The organism is Haloferax gibbonsii, from assembly GCF_001190965.1.
Taxonomy (GTDB): Archaea; Halobacteriota; Halobacteria; order Halobacteriales; family Haloferacaceae; genus Haloferax; species Haloferax gibbonsii.
This window is the reverse complement of record NZ_CP011948.1, coordinates 316,657-333,943: the sequence shown is the minus strand read 5'-3', so window position 1 is coordinate 333,943 and position 17,287 is coordinate 316,657. Positions and strand designations below refer to the sequence as shown.

The following is a 17,287-nucleotide window of genomic DNA, read 5'->3' as shown; positions in this document are numbered from 1 at the left end:
GTTCGTGAGTTCGTCTGTCGACCGCAAGAGTTAGCATGCCGTAGTCGGTGGAATCGGATATGGTGGAGACATCACCCACGGTTACCGTATCGGATAGCGCTGCGGTCGTCATCGGCGGCACGAGCGGCATCGGTCGGGCCATCGCGCTCGCCTTCGCCGACGACGGTGCCGACGTTGTGGCGACGAGTCGCAGCGCGGACGCCGTCGAGGAGACCGCCGAGGAGCTCCGCGACCGCGGCGCGAAGACGGCCGAAGTGACGTGCGACGTTCGAGACAACGAGTCGATAGAAAGCCTCTACGAGGTCGCCAGCGACGCCATCGGCGACATCGACATCCTCGTGAACTCGGCGGGGTCGGTCGCGAGAGCGTCCGTCTCGGAGATGAGCGACAACCAGTGGAACCAAGACATCGACGTGAACCTGACGGGCGTCTTTCGGGCGTGCCGCGTCTTCGGCCGCGAGATGGAGTCCGGAAGTATCGTGAACATCTCCTCGATGTCCGCACGGCAGGCCCGCGAGGAGCGCCCGGCCTACTGCGCCGCGAAGAGCGGCGTGAACGGACTCACGCGCGCCGCGTCGGCCGACCTCGCGCCCGACGTTCGCGTCAACGCCATCGAACCGGGGTTCGTCAAGACTCCGCTCGCGGGCGACGGCTTCAACGAGGGAACCGAACTGCGAGAGAAGATAGACGAGGGAACGCCGATGGAGCGCGTCGCGACGCCGGACGAAATCGCGGGCGCGGCCGTCTACCTCGCCAGCGACGCGGCGTCGTTCACGACAGGCGCGGTCATCACGGTCGACGGCGGCTACAACGACAACGCGTTATAACTCGTCGCTGACGCGGATTACGCCTTTTACTTCCTCGGGCTCGGCCGCGCGGTCGAAGGCGGCCTGCGTGTCCTCGAACGACGACTCGAAGGTCACGATACTGTCCACGTCGAACCGGCCCGTCTCGATTCCTTCGATGGCCTTCGGGTACGTGTTACTGAACCTGAACGACCCCTTCAGGTCGTACTCTTGGCCGATGGTCTCGACGATGTCGGTGGGGAACTCGGGTTCGAGGGGGATGCCGACGAAGACGACGGTGCCGCCGCGTTTGACGGCCTCGGTCGTCGTCTCGATGGCGCCGCCGAAGCCGGAGCTCTCGAGGACCACGTCGACGCCGCGTTCGTCGACGTGTTCGTGAATCGTCTCGACGGGGTCGGACTCCGTCACGTCGACCGCGTAGTCGACGCCGCGGGACTCGGCCAGTTCGAGCTTTTCGGGGACGACGTCGGTCAGGACGACCGTCTCGGCCCCGCGGGCCATCGCGACTTCCGAGACGAGCTGACCGATGGGGCCGCCGCCGGTGACCAACACCGTGTCACCGTCGGAGACGCCGCCGCGCTGACACGCGTGCATCGCGACGCTCAGGGGCTCCGCGAGCGCGCCCTCCCGGAGCGACACCGAGTCCGGAAGCGCGTACAGGTACTCGGCGGGCCACGCGACGTACTCGGTCAGCGCGCCCTCGACCGGCGGCGAAGACATGTACTCCATATCCTCACAGAGGTGGTAGGTGTCGTCGCCGGCGCAGTACTCGCACTCTCCGCACGGGAGACCGGGTTCGATTGCCACGCGGTCGTCGGGACCGACGCGGGAGACCTCGTCGCCTACCTCGACGACGGTACCGGCGGCCTCGTGACCGAGGACGTGTGGGAACTCGACGACGTTGCCCCCGTTTTCTCCGTGTTGGTAGTAGTGTAAGTCGGACCCGCAGATGCCGACGCGGTCGATTCGAACCAGGACTTCGTCGGGGGCGATTGTCGGGAGGTCTCGCTCGACAAGTGTGAATTCACTAACAGCTGTGAGCTCGCAGGTTCGCATGCTTGTACCGAAGAGAATTACGGTTATATTCCTTTTGCCGTGTGGGTCACGATGGGCGATAGCGTGGACGTATTCACCGCGCTCGGCCGGCGGGTTCGCTCTCTTAGAGGATTGGTGACTGATTCAGACTAATCTTAGCATAGTTCCATATGTGAGCACTACTACGATCTCAGAATAATCTAAAATATCCGGGTTATTTACATTACCCATATTATATTCCGAGTTGTGGGGTTAGAAATCATAAATAGACACAGGTTACATTCGAATATTATTATCCACAACAACACATCGAGAGTTCGGCCGACAGAATTGTTCAATTCACACACTAAAACGACCGCTTCTATTCCGGTTTTGCACTGATTGAGGTAGGACACGCGACAGAACCACAGCGTGACACGCCTGCTGCCGCGGGGCCGAACGTCACGATACGCCGTGGCGTGGTGGGACTCTCCCCGCTGCGGTCGTCGTGGGGCGCGTTGGCCGCGTTCATCCTCGCATCGCCAAGACGTACGCGACGCCGGTGAGTCCGGCCCACGTGACACCCGCGGCGAGACCGACGCCGATCAGCGAAGCGGTGCCGACGAGGCCGCCGACGAGCCAGACGAGGACGGCCGCGCCCGCCAACAGTTGTATTCGAAGGCCGCTCACCGGGGGCGACCGACGCTGAAGCGTCAGCGCCATCCCGTAGCCGCCGAGACCCAGCGCACCCACGTAGAGCCCGCTTCCGAGAAGCCCCCACATCGAGGCCAGTCCGCCGAGGAACCCGTCGTCGGTCGAATCGTTCGTCGGCGACTGAGACGTGGTCGTCGCCCCCGCCGTGTTCGGCGAGGCCGCCGTCGTCACCGATGGAGTCGCTTCGGGCGCCGCGACACCAATCGTCGCCGTGACGGTGTCGCTGTCGATACCGAGTCGGCTCTCGACGGCTAACCCGACGTCGAGGGGCTGCTCGCTCATCGTGACGCTGAGTTCGGGGGTCGATTGCACCCGCTCGGTCCCGTTCACGAAGAAGTGATAGCGACCGACTGGGGAGGTGTCGCTCGTCGAGCCGGCCCCGGACAGTCGGAGGTCGTCCGCGGCGGTCGCTGTCGCCGGGGCGTCGATTCGGGCAGTCGGCCGAGTGTACAACTCCTCGGGTGCCGCGGTTCGGAACGGCGTGAAGTCGACCCAGCCGCGCTCGGTGACGACGGGGTTCCCCTCTCCGGACGGGAGAATCGACGAGTGATACGGACCGCTGGCAGCGCCCCAGTAGTTGGACTCGGCGTCGACGGTGCGAATCGGGTCCACCACGATTCGAGCGGTCGCGTTCGCGCTGATCAGCCGCTCGATATCGACCGTCAGACCGCGGTCTTGGCCGTAGATACTGTTGTTGACGACGTGGTGGGTCCTGGTTCCCTCGCCGGCCGTTTGGACCCCGATGCCGGTCGGAAGCGCGCCGCTCACGCGACGAATCGTCAGGGCGCTGGCTTCCGCGCTCCGCGTCTCGCTCTCGCCGTCCGTCCGTAGGACGACGACCGTGTCGTCCCAGAGCCGAGCGACCGTGAGCCGCTGTGTCAACTCGGGATTGGCGACGAGTTCTTCCAGCGGAACCGTCGACTCAGCCTGGTTGATGATCGCACCGGACGCCCCCTCCGCGACGTACACCCCCGTTCCCGGCGTCACCCTCGAAACGGGAACCGGGTCCGCAAAGGCGTTCGTGTTGAACACGATGTCGTTGTCCCGGACGTCGGTCTCGACGACCCCGCGGACGACGACGCCGTAGGAGTTGGCGGCGATAGTGTTGTTGGCGACCGAAAGCTCGCCGCGGTGCGTTATCGGGCTGGCGACGAGCAGCCCCGCGCCGGCGTTGTTCGCCAGTCGGTTCTCGCTGACGTTCGTCCGGTGAATAATCAGGTCCGAGCGGACCGAAACGGCGTGACCCCCGTTATCGCGGACGGTGTTATTCCGGACGGCGACCTCGCGTGCCGCCGCTCCCGTCCGGAGCTCCAGTCCCGCTCCTCCGTTGTCCCGGACAGCGTTGTCCGCCAGTGTGAGACCCGACACGACGGTCCCATCGAGGGCGAAGCCGTCGCCGCCGTTCTCGACGAGGCGGTTCCCGCGAACGTCGCTCCCCCTCGTCAGCCAGTTGTTGACGTGGACGGCGTCCCCGCCGTTACCGCGAATCGCGTTGTCGGTGAGTTGCAGATTCAGTTCGAGACTGCGAGCGGTGAGGTCGACGCCGTGACCGACGTTGTCCGCGAGCGTGTTGTCACGGATGGTAACCGCACCCGGCCGGGGGAGTTGGGTCCCCGACTGGCGGATACGGATGCCAGTCTGAGCGCCGCGAACCTCGTTTCCGACCACGCTCGCCGTCGTCTCGTCGCGAGCGTCGAGTTGGATGCCGGCGTCATCCGCGGTGATTTCGTTGTTCAACAACGTCGAATCGCTCCGAGCCGCGCGAACCGCAATTCCGCTCCCCGCAGTCGCCGAGATATCGCTGTTCAACACCCAGAGCCGGTCGACGCTGTCGGCGGCGGCGAAGACACCGCTCCCGTTGATATCGCGGAACGTCGACTCGCGAACGGTGAGTTGTCGCACGCGCGTCGTGGACGCGGCGCGCTCGTCGACCGGCGACGTGACGTTTCCGACGACGAGCGAGCCCCGAACGCCGTCCGAGAGTTGCGGAATCCCCGAGTTCCGGAGGTCGACCGCAACGGGGTAGATTCCGCGCGTCTCCGGGTTGACCACGTCGCCGTACTCCGCGAGGAGTCGGCCGTCGCTCGGAATGTTGACCGGCCTCGACAGCGAGATTCGCACGCGACCGTCCCGCGCCGAGACGTCCGTGACGAACGAGTCGAACGACCGCTCTATCGTTCCGTTTCGGTTGCTGTCGAGACCGATGCGGGCGATGCTCTCCGCGTCGACGTCGTCGACGGATCCGGCGTCGGCGTACCGGAGTTCTATCGTGTCGAAGGTCACGCCGACGCCGGCATCGAGCGACAGCGTGTGGTTCGACCGCTCATCGCGCTCCGCGGGTGACGCCGTAATCGAGGTCTCGCCGGTCGCGCCCGTCAGGGGCGTCGCCCGAACCGCGTGCCCGTCGATGCGTTGGAACGTCGACCGCTCGATGGTAATCCGGGGCGTCGACGCGGTGTCGCCGACTGACAGCCCGGCGTTCGAAAAGTCTCGCAACGTCGAGTCGGTAATCGTAATCGAACCGTCTGCGCGGGCCACGGTGACGCCGCTCGTCCCGCCCTGCAGGGTCGTATTGCGCACGACGAGCCGGGACTCGCTCGTCCCGTTGTAGCGGATGCTCGCCCACCGGCGGTCGGCCGCGGCACCCGCGGACCGTGAAACCGTTACCGGTCGGTCCGCTGTGCCGTCGACGACGAGCGAGCCGTCGACGGAGAGCGTGATTCCCTCGGCGAGCTGAACGTCGGTTCCGGGTCGTATCGTCAGCGTCGTCCCGGGGTCTACGTGGACGCTCTGGATGATCCGGTAGGGGCCATCCTCCGGCGTCCACGTCGTGTCCGCGGCGATGTCCGATTCCACGAACGTCGTGCTGGTCTCGTTTTCGACGGCCGCGACCGGGCCGACGAGGGGGACGAAAAGCGCCGCCACGACGAGTACGACGAGCGCCTGTCGAGTCCGAGTGAGATGGGAGGAAGTAGAGAGCGTCATGCGTCGGTCGGAGATACGTTGTAAGTGCCTTCCGCGTGATATAAATGAAGTGGTACTCGGCTCTGAAATCGACGGCGGTCAGCCGGCGGCCGTCACGACTTAATTTTCACACGGCGAGACGCCGACCGTGATGCGAATCACTGGCTGGGTAGATAAGTATACAATATTGAAAACACCTCCGAAGTATAAGAATAACAATCTATTTTCGAGGCCATCGGTGAGACGTCGATCTCAAACAGTACTAGGTGACTGGTGACGGGCGCACGCAGACAAGAACGTTCTCAGCTTGCGGGTTAGATCGAATGGCAAGCAATGAAGTACTGGGCGAGGAATTGTGATAGTATAGGATAGTGCGCTACACATCGCCTCAAATATCTATTATAAACGTAGGAAGTGAAAATACGAAATCTATACTCTGTCGCAGAGTACGTCTCAACGATATATAAGTGAGTGTGAGAGAACTGGCCGGGATGTCTTAGCGTAAGTGTCTCATACCACAGAATACATCTAAATTTTTCAGAATGTATATATTTCGTATATGATGTCTGAACCAACATAGCAATGGATTCCAAGACATCAGAACACTCTGCATTCTGGGAGCGCCTGTCAGGGCGTTCGCGGTCCAGCATTACGTGACCGGGTGTCCACTTAGGGAATCCCTTTGGAGACCGCTTAGCTAAAAGTAGGCGCGAAGGTTCCTTCCTCACCGAGCGCCGATCGGATGGTCGTGAGTAGGGAGGAGATACAGCGTTCACAAGTGCAGAGCTCTTGTGCGCAATTCGGAGGCCAGCAAGCCCACGACTTCAGTCGTGGGCCACTGACTCGCTGACCTCGAAGTACTCGAAGTCGCAGTATCCACCGTCGACCGCAGATTCGCTCGACTGCGCGACGAACAGACCGATTTTGGCACCGATCCAGCGTCCCTGCTGGGCTTGGAACGGCTCTCCAATCGACTCGAAGCCGGTATCGTCGGTCGCGTACGCGAACTGGACGCGGCCCCCATCTTCGACAGTCGCCCGCAGTCGTGCGGACGAGCCCCGGAGGGGTACTCGTTCAACGACCGTGTCAGGGTCACCCTCCGACGGGCTGGTGTTGCGACCCTGTATCAGACTGACCCCGTCCGTGGTCTTGCGGACACTGAGGTAGGCGTACTCGGAGCCCATGACGAGAAGCCCCCCGTGTCCGGCTCCCTCTTGGAGACCGCACCGGACTTCCGTCGTCGCCGTGAACGCCGGGGCGGGGAACTTCTGGAGGAGGAGGCTCGGGACGGACCACAGATTCTCAGACGCATCGACACGCTGTTGGAATAAACGGAGTGCGTCGGGGCGGTCAGTAAGCGAGTGCCAACCGAACTTCGGGTTCCCGTGCCACTGCCACTGGAGCCCTAAGCGGGCCGCTTCGAAGTCGTCGGAGGTCTGCGGGACCATCGTCGGAAGCGTCTCAGCGGCGACGTCGGGCTTTTCGTGCGTTCGGACCGGCTCGCCGGTCCCATCGCCGTCCTCGTCGCGACCGGTGACGGGCCACCCGTCGGCCCAAGCGACCGGCTGGAGGTGGACGATGCGGCCGTACGGGTCGGCCTCTTGGAAGTGGACGAACCAGTCCTCGCCGCTGTCCAAGCCCACCAGTGCTCCCTGATGCGGCCCGTTAATCGGTGTCTCCCCCTGGGCGAGGACGATTCGGTCGTCGTACGGGCCGTAGATGTCGTCCGAACGCAGGACCGTCTGCCACCCGTCGCTAACGCCGCCGGCGGGCGCGAAGATGTAATAACTCCCGTCTCGCTTGTACAGCTTCGGCCCCTCGATTGTCGGGTGGTCGTCGTGGCCGTCGAACACCTGTCGGCTTTCGCCGGTGATGTGTGTCCCGTCGGGTGCCATCGGGGCGACGTTGAGCACGCTGTTGAATCCGGCACGGCTCTTCGCGAACGCGTGGGCGAGATACGCGTTCCCGTCGTCGTCCCACAGCGGTGCCGTGTCGATCCACCCCTCGGCCTCGTGCACGAGCGTCAGGTCGGACCACCGACCCCGGGGGTCGTCGGTCTTGGTCATGTAGACGCCGCGGTCGGGGTCACCGTAGAAGATGTAGAACGTCCCCTCGTGGTAGTTGATGGAGGGTGCCCAGACACCGTTCCCGTGCTGCGGACGGTCGAAATCGGGTGGTAGCTCGTCGATGGCGTGGTTGATGAGTCGCCAGTTCACGAGGTCGCGCGAGTGGAGTATCGGAAGCCCCGGGACGGCGTTGAAGCTCGAAGCTGTCATGAAGAAGTCATCACCCACGCGAACCACGTCGGGGTCGGAGTAGTCCGCGTAAATGATCGGGTTCCGATACCGGCCGTCGTCGAGGTTCGGGTCCCAGACTGCCGAGGTGTGTTTCATGATAGCCGACAACAAGTAACGCATGAATAAACGTTGTGTTCAGGTCCCTCGATTGCACGGCGTTGAGCGCTCTCACCAGACATTCGGCACTGGGGGCATCGGGTGGCCGACGACCGATGCGTCCCGCGTGAGACGAACCGAATCGAGTTGCAGTCGACGACCCCGCCGCGAGCGACGTTCATTCATCCGAAACACATCGTAGGCCACTCACGACCGTCCGAGCTCGGTGTCCGTATACTGTATTAGTTCTGCAAAACATCCTGTCGGATTCATGCCCGCGCTAAAGCATGGGGCTATCTCCTCAGACTTCCGTAATCAGGAGACGATTTGGTCGATAATCTCTTCTTCGGCGGCCCGGGTCTTCATCTCCTCCCACGTCTCGAAATCAGTTCTGCCGGCGACGTACTCGTCGAGTCGGGCACGCGAGACGTCCCGTGCGTCGGCAACGTCGTCGAACGCCCACGGGCTCTGATCGCAGAACGCGGCAAACGAGTCGAACTCGGTGTGGTCGCGCATGAACGGTTGCGAGAAGAAGGTGTCCGACTGGACCCGAGTACCCGCTTGCAGTTCGCCGATTCGGTTGAGGGCGTTCCCGACTCGTTCCTCGAGATCCTCCAGTCCAGTAATCTGAAGGTCCATACCGGAGGTGATGTCTCGATGCTGGTAAAAGCCACGACCACTCACTGGCGTCAGTTCGAAACGATGTGGCACATGGTGACCGGGTGGGTTGCGACTCGCGCGAGCGGGGTGGGCACGTCGCCGACGGGAGTTCGGGACACCCGCGACGAGACGAGCTATCCCGGCCCCAAGGCTGCGATGTCGGCACCGACTGTCGCCAGCGCATCGGCGGGGTTCGGGTCGCGGTCAGCCAGATGCGTGTACCGGTGGTTCGGGACGCTCGACAGCGCTGCGGCGATAGCCTCGCTGTACGTCTCGACGCCCGGTTCTGTCGGCTCGTTACCTCCCCAGACATCGCGGATGACTGTCATCGAGTCGATTCGGACTTCGAGGCTGTGTGGCTCGTAGCGAGACACCAGTTCGGATAACCCGAGTTGGAGGGCGACGTACTCGGCGGTGTTGTTTCCCGTCCGAGACCCGACGGGACGGCCGAGCCGTGCGAGTTGGTTCTCTTCTGCGTCCATGATGACCGCGCCCGCACCCGCCGGACCGGGGTTGCCGCGCGAACTGCCATCGACGTACAGGATGAACGAATCGTCGGTCGGTGCGGGGACTGACGGGTGAGTGAGTTCCGACGACAGCAGGTCATCGAGCGCGCGCCGCAACTCACCCGGGGTCGTCGCGGGGTCGAACAGGCCGCCGTAGCCGGGGACGGCGCCGTCGATGACGTCGGTGGCGGCTGCCATCTCGTAACCGACGCCCGCGAGGACCTCGTCGACGAGCGTGGCGAGTGGTGAGAGGTGTTCGGCGGGAAGCGACTCCTCGGTCACGTCGCCGACACCTCTCCCCGGCTTCCGCTCCGGTCCCTCACCCTTTCGCACCTGGATGCACTCACCAGCCCGTCGAACAGCTGCATAGCAGCACTCGGTCGTCGAACGAGATAATTCCTTCAGGTTGGTTGGCGAGGGACGTCGGTACGACACCCTCCTCGGGTAGAACAGCGGTGGCACTTCACCAGACGGCACTGTCCAGTTCAAGACGAAGCCTCACGTCCGGTTCGGACCTCGCCGGTCGAGACGGACGCGTTCGACCCACACCCACGCAAGTCGTGACCGTGTCTGGCGGCACTCACTTCGTGAACGAGATCGCCGGTCTCACGGTGAATCGGAGTCCTCTTTCGACCGGTACCCAGCTCGTCGGACGCCGAAAGCGCTAACCAACATCGCGATTACTGTCAGCCCGACGCCGAATCCAGGCGCGTCACCAGCCGTCGTGGCCGGCTCGTCAGTTGTGACCGTCGTGTCCGTGGTGTTCGGTTCGGTCGTCGTGGTTGGTTTGTCAGTTGTGACCGTCGTGTCGGTCGTATTTACAACTGGAGCCGCTCCGATCACGAACGTCGACAGTCCTGGCGAGGTGGCTTCCAACGTATACTGTGCATCAGTCTCCTCGACGATAGTGGTCGGCAGCCGGTTCCACTGGGTCGTCTCGTCGCGGTAAAGTGCGACAGAGTCGGGATCGAGGTCCGAGTCGGCGAGGCGTGACTTGCGGAGACTAACCGTGAATGTGACGTTTTCGACATCCTCGTCGGCAATTGTGTGGTTGACGGCGATCGTCCCCACCGACTGCGACCCCGTTTCAGCGGTGAACGACGGCTCGGTTTCGTCGCTTCCGGCGTCGCCGGTCGTGATGTCGAGTTCGAAATCCGAGCTGTCGTCGACGTTCATCCGCAGACCAGTGAGTGATAGGTCGCGTTCGGCATCGTCAGGACTGGTCTCTCCGAGCAGAATCTCGACCGGCTTGTCGGTCGAGGGGTCCGAGACGTCGACGCGCCACGTGCCCTCGGCCCCGCCGTCGCCGACGGTTACGCGAACGTCGGGCTCATCACTGGACGACGAAGACGACGAAGACGACCCCGAGCGACGGGCGGGTTCGTCGACGCCGATGATCGTTACCGTGATCGTCCCACGTGCAGTATCACCGTCGACATCCGAAACGGTGTAGGTGAAGTTGTCCGTCGTGTTCTCCCCATCATCGAGGGACTCGAACTGCCCGTTCGGGTCGTACGTCCAGCTTCCGTTCCCGTAGACGGTGAGATTCGCCCCCGAGCCGAGCGTGAGGACTCTCCCGTCGCTGAACATCGTGCCGTTGACCACGGTCAGTGAGTGGCCAGCGTCGGTGGCGGTCCCTAGTTCTAGGAGGTCGGCACTCTCGCCGTCGGCGATCGAGAGCACGGTGTCCTCGCGAGTCGTTTGTGAGCCGTTGTCGGGTGCGAGCCGGGGTTCGGCAGCATCGCTCACGGTGACGGTGATCGTCTCGGTGGTGTTGATGCCGAACTCATCAGCCGCCTGCACGTCGACCACGTACTCGTTGTCTCCGTCGGCATCGGTCGCGTTCTCGAAGTCCGGTGCGCTGTCGAACGAGAGGGTGCCGGTGGTGGCGTTGGTGTTGAACGCTGACCGATCCACTCCACCGACGAGCGAGTAGATGATGTCGGTGTCGTTGCCGTTTCCGTCGGTGGCGTTCACGTCGGCTGCAATGACGGTGTTTTCGGCGACGGTCCAGTTCTCACTGGAGGCGAACGACGGCCCCGTGTTGTCGACGGCGAACGACTCGCCGTCCGTATAGCTCCCGTCAGGACTCCCGGCTGCTCCGGCTTCGACCAGCGCGTTCCCGTCCGCGTCGGTGATACTGTCGTCGTCGACGAGGTCGACTCGGAGGTCGCCCGTGCCCGAGACGGTGTCGACGGTGACGACGTATCGGCTGTCAGCACCGGTAACCGAGATGTCGTCGTCCCCGTTGGTTGTTGTCGCAGTGCCAGTGGTTGCAAGCGTGAAATCGTCGGCGTCGACGCCGGTGACCGGCTCCGAGAACGTCACGGTGAGGTTCACGCGTTCGGCGGTGGTTGCCTGAACGTCTGGGTCGTTCCGAGTAATGGACTCGACGACTGGCTTTGCGATACCCTGCGCTCGAAGCTGCGCCGTCCGGTCGATGCCCCGCAGTATCGGATAGCCGTCCGTCGCCGCGTCCGTCTCCTCGCGTTCGACCATCTCCCACGTGTTGGTGAAGTCGAGGCCGGTCATGTTCGTCTCCGCACTCGCCCCCCGCATCTCGGGAGCGGGGGCGGTATCGACCGTCGCTCCGAAGCCGTCGACTTCGGTCACGGTTATCGGGTCCCAGCCATTTCCATGGTTCACACTCGACTCGTTCGTCGTTCCCACGTCCCAATAGGCCCGTTCCACGGTAACAGGACTAACAGCGGAGCCACCGACGAGGCCACCGATACCCTGCGTCTCGTCGCCGATACTGAGTGCCCCGGTGGCGTACGAACGCTGAACCGTCCCCCCGGAGGCCATCTGGTAGGCCCCGAGCACCCCACCGACGTACCAGCTTCCGGAAACCGCGCCAGTGGCGTAGGAATCCGCTATCGTTCCGGTGGTGACGCCGACGAGCCCACCAACAGAAGCGCCATCGAAGCCGCCCCCCTCTCCGACGACGGCTCTCGCCGCGAAGGAGCGAGTAACCGTCCCCCGGTTGTAACCGACCAGCCCGCCGACCCAGTCGTCTGCACTACTGCGGTCCCCGTTGGCGTAGGAACGACGAATCGTCCCGTCGTTCCGGCCGACCAGGCCGCCAACCCGTTCCCGCCCGGTGACCTCACCGGTGGCGTGGGAACCCTCGACCGTCCCATTGTTAAACCCGGCGAGCTGTCCGACCCTTCTGGCACCGGTGACGAACCCGCCCTCGAGGCCAACCGCCCTGACCGTTCCTCCCGGACCGACCTCGCTGAACAGGCCAACGGAGTACGCCCCACCTCGGTTGATAGTCAGCCCCGAAATCGTGTGATTGTCACCGTCGAAGGTGCCCATGAACTCATTGCTTTTGTTGCCAATCGGGTCGAACCCATTGCTGCTGTCCCACGTCGACGTCTCGCTCGCGTTGATATCTCGGGTCAGGACGTAGTTGTTTTCGAGTCCCCTGTCCTCGATACACTGGAGTTTGTCGAGACTGTCGACCTCGTAGTACGTTTGTCCCGAAATGGTCTGATTCGTCCACGAAATAGCGCTACACTGTGAGGCATCCGGCATATCGGCGGCTACCGCCCCCGAAAAGACGGTGACACCGACACCCAACGAAACGACGAGGAGTGTTATTACCACGAGTACGCGGCGGCTGCCCGTCGTGCCCATCAGGCACTCACTCCGTCCAACCCTCGGCTGCGCCGACTGCGGTCGACGGCCGTCGGTAACGCGGTTTCATTCATATATTCAGTACGAATTCAACCGCAAGTATAGTCATTGGCTGAGACGGTGTTTCACGGAATGAGACAAATGTCATTTAAGAAATCATAACCGTAGTCGCAGCCGTGTGGCGGTCACAACTGTAATGCAAATTAGGGCCTCTCAGGAGAAGATAGGTCGTATATCAAATGTCGCCATTCAGAAATTGGGTGAGTGGCAAAGACCCGACCAAGACTTCGTATTGCTCTCCATGGGCCGTTACTACAATCAAACATGACGCCATCGTCAACCCACAAGGACAAGTGACCGAGTCATTCGCCGACGAAATGATTGCAGAGTGCAAAGTATCTTGGCCCGGCACTGTCTAGTTAGTGACCTCCTCAACCGGCGTTCGTCCGTCGAGCGATTGATGCGGTCGGTGGAAGTTATAGTATTGCGCAAATTGTATAAACCACTCGCGGACGCTCCCATGACTGCCCACCCACGAATTATGGAAGCGGTCGACTCGCACTTTGAGGGTGTGAAACCACGTTTCGATGAGGTTTCGCTCGACGTAGTCAAGCCGACCGCTCAATCCTAATCGAGAGAGGGTAGTCTGATAGCCGTAGCCATCAACGAGAAACACAGCGTCTGAGAGATCGTGTTTCTCTGAGAGTCGATGGAGGAACGCAGCAGCTGGATCGGTTCCATGCCGTCCAAATAATTCGACATCGAGAATCAGCTTTGTCTCGATGTCTATTGCAGCGTACAACCAAGACCATTCGCCATTGATTTTGACAGCGGTCTCGTCGACTGCAACCCGCTTCGGCTTCGCCTCAGGCGGGTTGTGACCGCTGTCAGCCAGCCGATGTACCTATTGCCAAACAGCTTGATGAGACCGTTCAACGCCGAGCAATCGAAGAATTTCTTTTGTCTCTCTAAGTGAACACCCGGTCGCGTGGAGCTGGAGGCGAACACCCTGACGGGTGTCGCCGTCCGCTCACGCTCCCAAGTTTCTTCTAAATCCGCCGCAAAGCACTCGCTGAGAAGGTCTGCGAGCGTCATGATCAATTCACTCAAGGACCTGCTCGTTCCTCAAACTGGCTTAACTAGACAGTGCCCTTGGCCCCAGTAGTCTGGACACTCTAGTGCTTGTATCACCATACACGGCTGTCCTGCACATAATGGTCAATGAGAAAATAAATAGTAAATAGTCTCAATAAACAACATATATTTGTTTATTGAGATTTTGCCATGGATTCTGAATCTATTAGCATTGTTTAATATGTGCCAAATATACAAGAATACATCCTCTATGTTATGTGTGCAGTCGACCTTACGTTGAAGATATGAGATTGTTTTTTGAGCTGGCTTCGTCCAACAGGGTCAACACTCAATCCTAATCGAAAGGCGGTATCTGGTCATTTAATAATCAGCGATAAATATGGTATCTGAGAACGCATTTTTGAGAGTCGAGAGAAAATACAGTCAATGGATCAGTACTATTTGTTCCAAACAATTTGAGATCAAGAGTGTACTTTGCTCCAGTATAGTGTGTTATAAAAGCAAGATTGTCTATTATCAGAGTTGACAGTAACCTCGTTGACAGAAACTACATTAGTGTTTTCTAGCATGGATTACAGATAGTATCTGATAACCTACACATTTATCACTAAACAATCTATTGAAGCCGTTCAACGCCGAGCTAGATCGCGAACGTACTAACGGGTATCCTCAGAACGCTTCGCGTTCTGATAGTTGCATACAAGCAGATATCGCGTAAACCGTACCATGTATTCACGCTCCCAAATCTCTAACCCCACGAAACGCACTCGTCGAGAGCCTACGAGCGTCGCGACCAATTTCTGTCAACGACTTAGTCTTCCGAAAATAGCGTAACTAGTCAGTACTCAGCACATAACTCGGATAAAAAATCCGTGTGACGCTACTTAAGATGACACAATGGTGGTGATCGCCTAAGTTACTGAAGTGCGGCTTGCTGGTCCTGAGTTACGATCCGATTGAGTGTCCGTGTCATTTCGTTCTGTACGATCATGTACGCTTCGTCAACACCCATCCCCGGTCTGGCGAGTAGTTGAATCGGCTGAGTGGCGAGGGCCACGTGCGTGCAGACGCGTGCGGAGACGTCGGTTTCCGCACAGCTACCCCCAAGATATGCACCCGTCCCCGTCCCCTCGCAGTATTGGACCGCAGCAATACTCTCTGTGAGTTCTCCAAGATCAGGTGTCTTGATCTGCACAACATCTACTGCGCCGGCGTCGACGAACGCGGTGATATCGTCATAGGTGTTACACCACTCGTCTGCGACGATCGAAACTGGAACGGCTGCGTCGGCGAGTCCATCTCGGAGCGCACCAAGTACGGTGATCTGTTCGTCTCGAGAGTCGGCTTCGATCGGACTTTCCACCTGAAGTGTGTACGGTGCCGCGGCTTCTTGGAGCGCAGCGAAGTACTCGACCACCTCGGTGCGGCCGTACGGCGGACCAAATATCTCCCCGATAGTCCCGTATACGTCTACGTGAAACACCGGCTCATATCCGGGTGCACCGAGTTCCGCTACCCGGTCGCTCAACCACGACAGATACTCCAAAAGCCGCTCCCCATCGCGCCCTGTTTTCTCGACCGAGTTGAAGAGTCCATGTGGAAGTACCGGGACGCCTTTGAGAATCATTTTCTCCGCGTTTTGACGCCGGCTATCACCCGTCTGCGTGAAAATAGGAACCGGCTCAGGCGTATGAGACAAGCCGTACTCGTCGATAATCACCTCGGTCATTGTTGTTGAATGGGCCTCTGCCGCCGCATCAAGTAGCGCTTGGGAAAATCCGTAGCGAACAGCGGTGTGAAGTGGATCTCCTGATTCAATGCTGTCTTGGATGGCTGCCACGTTGCCGGTGAAATCACCCGCATCCCGGCCGACGAATGCATCAGCAAGTGTCGATTCCACGAGGTCAGCGTGGGCTTGCGCGTCGAAGAATGGGTCGCGCCCACCGAATCCGGAGTACTGAACTGCTGCGCAGTCGCCGGTACCATAGCGCCCGTTATCCAGCTCAACGACGATACTCAGAGCCTCGGCGGGTTGCCGAACGCGTGAGAAGCCGTCGGTCACTGGCTGTCCTGTATAGGAAAACCCATCTGTCGTGGCGTTCCGAGTGATGGCCTCTTTATCATCGAAATAAAAGCCACCGGCTGTCGGGATCGCGCTAACGTCTGCTATCGTTGGCATACTACATTATCGACCATGTTTGACGGGGGATATATACGTACCGCTATGACAGACAGTCAGTAGCCAATCCACATGAGCTACTGTCCAAACCAGGTCGGCGAGTCCGGCGTAGATGGAGATGCCCCTTGGATTCAGTTGCCTATTAGGACGACTACCAGATTCTATAATACGTAGAACACAGTTCGTGCATCGAATGCATACACAGTTGGCAATGGCACTATCCGCCCCATGAAAATTACACACATATGCGTGTAATCTTGGGGTTGCCTCTCTCTTGTGTAGTGTCTGATCAGCTCGTTGAGGACGTATTGCATGCGTTTGTCCGGTGTATCTGTACCCCTCGTCGTTGGCAGGCCCAATATGAATGATTCCACAAAGCATGTAACCAACCAGCTGGCTTCATCTTCGGGTGAGCAAACAGTTGCCAGTTCAGAGCCGAAATAGTACCACTCGGTTACTGAGTTCCATAATCCATATAATCCCTCAGTGGGAGTGCTATACAATGACTGATGACACACAACTGTTGACGACAACGGACACATCGCTGGCGGTGATTGACGCACTCGTACAGCTAGATGGTGCGACGGCTTCGGAGGTTGGAGCCGAACTAGGAATGTCCGAAAGTACAGTGTACAAGCATCTCCATACCCTGTCAGAACACGGGTACGTCGTCTCACACAGGGGCGAGTACGAACTTGGCGGGCGGTGGTATCACCTTGGAATGTACGTGCGGAACCGAAGCAAAGTGTACGAACTCGCCGGTAAGTACGTCACTGACCTCTCGGAGCGGTCGAACGAGGAATCTGATTTCGGTGTGGAGGAAAACGGTCGAATCGTAACCTTCTACAACTCGGTTGGAAGCTCCGCGTCGCCGAGCTCCCGCCTCAATAACTACGAATACATGCATGCGACTGCCATCGGCAAAGCAATTCTCGCTCGACTCCCCGAGTCACGAGTCGACTCGATTATCGACCGGTGGGGACTCCCCGAGCTCACAGAACATACGATTACCTCCAGAGCGGCGCTCGACGAAGAACTCACACGAGTACGAGAGCAGGGGTACGCGATTAACGACCGAGAGTCGATACCGGGAAAACGCGTTACTGGTGTTGTCGCCGAAGACCCATCGGGTGGAATCATCGGCGGGTTCACGATTTCCGGCCCGGAGTACCGGACTGAAGACGCCGACCTACACCGAACGTTCCCGGACATTCTCCGACGAGTCGTCTCGAACTTCGAGCACGAGCTCGAGTCCCAAGAGCTGGTTTAGGTTGCGAGGAGACCCAAATGGTCCATCGCTCAAGCAGGTTTTCACTG

The 17,287-nt window shown here is 60.2% G+C and carries 9 protein-coding genes and 1 pseudogene; 2 read left to right on the top strand and 8 right to left on the bottom strand.

What is annotated here, in order from left to right; genetic code table 11:
* Positions 1-59 precede the first annotated feature (59 nt).
* The gene (locus ABY42_RS16380) at positions 60-827 is read left to right on the top strand and encodes an SDR family NAD(P)-dependent oxidoreductase (protein ID WP_050460150.1); all 768 of its coding nucleotides are present in this window, start codon (positions 60-62) and stop codon (positions 825-827) included.
* On the opposite strand, the gene ABY42_RS16375 is transcribed toward ABY42_RS16380, so the two are convergent.
* The 8 genes and pseudogenes from ABY42_RS16375 to ABY42_RS16340 form a co-directional block, all read right to left on the bottom strand.
* Positions 822-1,862: an NAD(P)-dependent alcohol dehydrogenase gene (locus ABY42_RS16375; RefSeq protein ID WP_004971875.1), complete on the bottom strand. Its 1,041-nt coding sequence runs from the start codon at positions 1,860-1,862 to the stop codon at positions 822-824. The two genes, ABY42_RS16380 and ABY42_RS16375, sit on opposite strands and share 6 nt — an antisense overlap.
* A gap of 486 nt (positions 1,863-2,348) precedes the next feature.
* A complete protein-coding gene (locus tag ABY42_RS16370) occupies positions 2,349-5,519 on the bottom strand; it encodes a right-handed parallel beta-helix repeat-containing protein (RefSeq protein WP_050460149.1) in 3,171 nt (1,056 codons plus the stop codon).
* 803 nt (positions 5,520-6,322) lie between these two features.
* Complete coding sequence (locus tag ABY42_RS16365; protein ID WP_050460148.1) at positions 6,323-7,891, bottom strand: glycoside hydrolase family 43 protein; 1,569 nt, start codon at positions 7,889-7,891, stop codon at positions 6,323-6,325.
* Between the two features lie 315 nt (positions 7,892-8,206).
* The gene (locus ABY42_RS16360; protein ID WP_050460147.1) at positions 8,207-8,530 is read right to left on the bottom strand and encodes a hypothetical protein; all 324 of its coding nucleotides are present in this window, start codon (positions 8,528-8,530) and stop codon (positions 8,207-8,209) included.
* 155 nt (positions 8,531-8,685) lie between these two features.
* The gene (locus tag ABY42_RS16355) at positions 8,686-9,339 is read right to left on the bottom strand and encodes a ribonuclease HI family protein (protein WP_050460223.1); all 654 of its coding nucleotides are present in this window, start codon (positions 9,337-9,339) and stop codon (positions 8,686-8,688) included.
* A gap of 324 nt (positions 9,340-9,663) precedes the next feature.
* Positions 9,664-12,696: a PGF-pre-PGF domain-containing protein gene (locus ABY42_RS16350; RefSeq protein WP_050460146.1), complete on the bottom strand. Its 3,033-nt coding sequence runs from the start codon at positions 12,694-12,696 to the stop codon at positions 9,664-9,666.
* 415 nt (positions 12,697-13,111) lie between these two features.
* Positions 13,112-13,791 (bottom strand): annotated as a pseudogene (locus tag ABY42_RS19155) (IS6 family transposase).
* 916 nt (positions 13,792-14,707) lie between these two features.
* The gene (locus ABY42_RS16340; RefSeq protein ID WP_050460145.1) at positions 14,708-15,970 is read right to left on the bottom strand and encodes a methylaspartate ammonia-lyase; all 1,263 of its coding nucleotides are present in this window, start codon (positions 15,968-15,970) and stop codon (positions 14,708-14,710) included.
* 502 nt (positions 15,971-16,472) lie between these two features.
* Between ABY42_RS16340 and ABY42_RS16335 the strand changes: the two genes are divergently transcribed.
* Positions 16,473-17,240 carry an IclR family transcriptional regulator gene (locus ABY42_RS16335; protein ID WP_050460144.1) on the top strand — a complete coding sequence of 256 codons (768 nt, stop codon included), beginning with the start codon at positions 16,473-16,475 and terminating at the stop codon, positions 17,238-17,240.
* The last annotated feature ends 47 nt before the right edge of the window (positions 17,241-17,287 follow it).

Coding starts and splice junctions, on each gene's coding strand:
- ABY42_RS16380 (WP_050460150.1), top strand. CDS start 60: ATGGTGGAGACATCACCCACGGTTACCGTATCGGATAGCGCTGCGGTC.
- ABY42_RS16375 (WP_004971875.1), bottom strand. CDS start 1,862: ATGCGAACCTGCGAGCTCACAGCTGTTAGTGAATTCACACTTGTCGAG.
- ABY42_RS16370 (WP_050460149.1), bottom strand. CDS start 5,519: ATGACGCTCTCTACTTCCTCCCATCTCACTCGGACTCGACAGGCGCTC.
- ABY42_RS16365 (WP_050460148.1), bottom strand. CDS start 7,891: ATGAAACACACCTCGGCAGTCTGGGACCCGAACCTCGACGACGGCCGG.
- ABY42_RS16360 (WP_050460147.1), bottom strand. CDS start 8,530: ATGGACCTTCAGATTACTGGACTGGAGGATCTCGAGGAACGAGTCGGG.
- ABY42_RS16350 (WP_050460146.1), bottom strand. CDS start 12,696: ATGGGCACGACGGGCAGCCGCCGCGTACTCGTGGTAATAACACTCCTC.
- ABY42_RS16340 (WP_050460145.1), bottom strand. CDS start 15,970: ATGCCAACGATAGCAGACGTTAGCGCGATCCCGACAGCCGGTGGCTTT.
- ABY42_RS16335 (WP_050460144.1), top strand. CDS start 16,473: ATGACTGATGACACACAACTGTTGACGACAACGGACACATCGCTGGCG.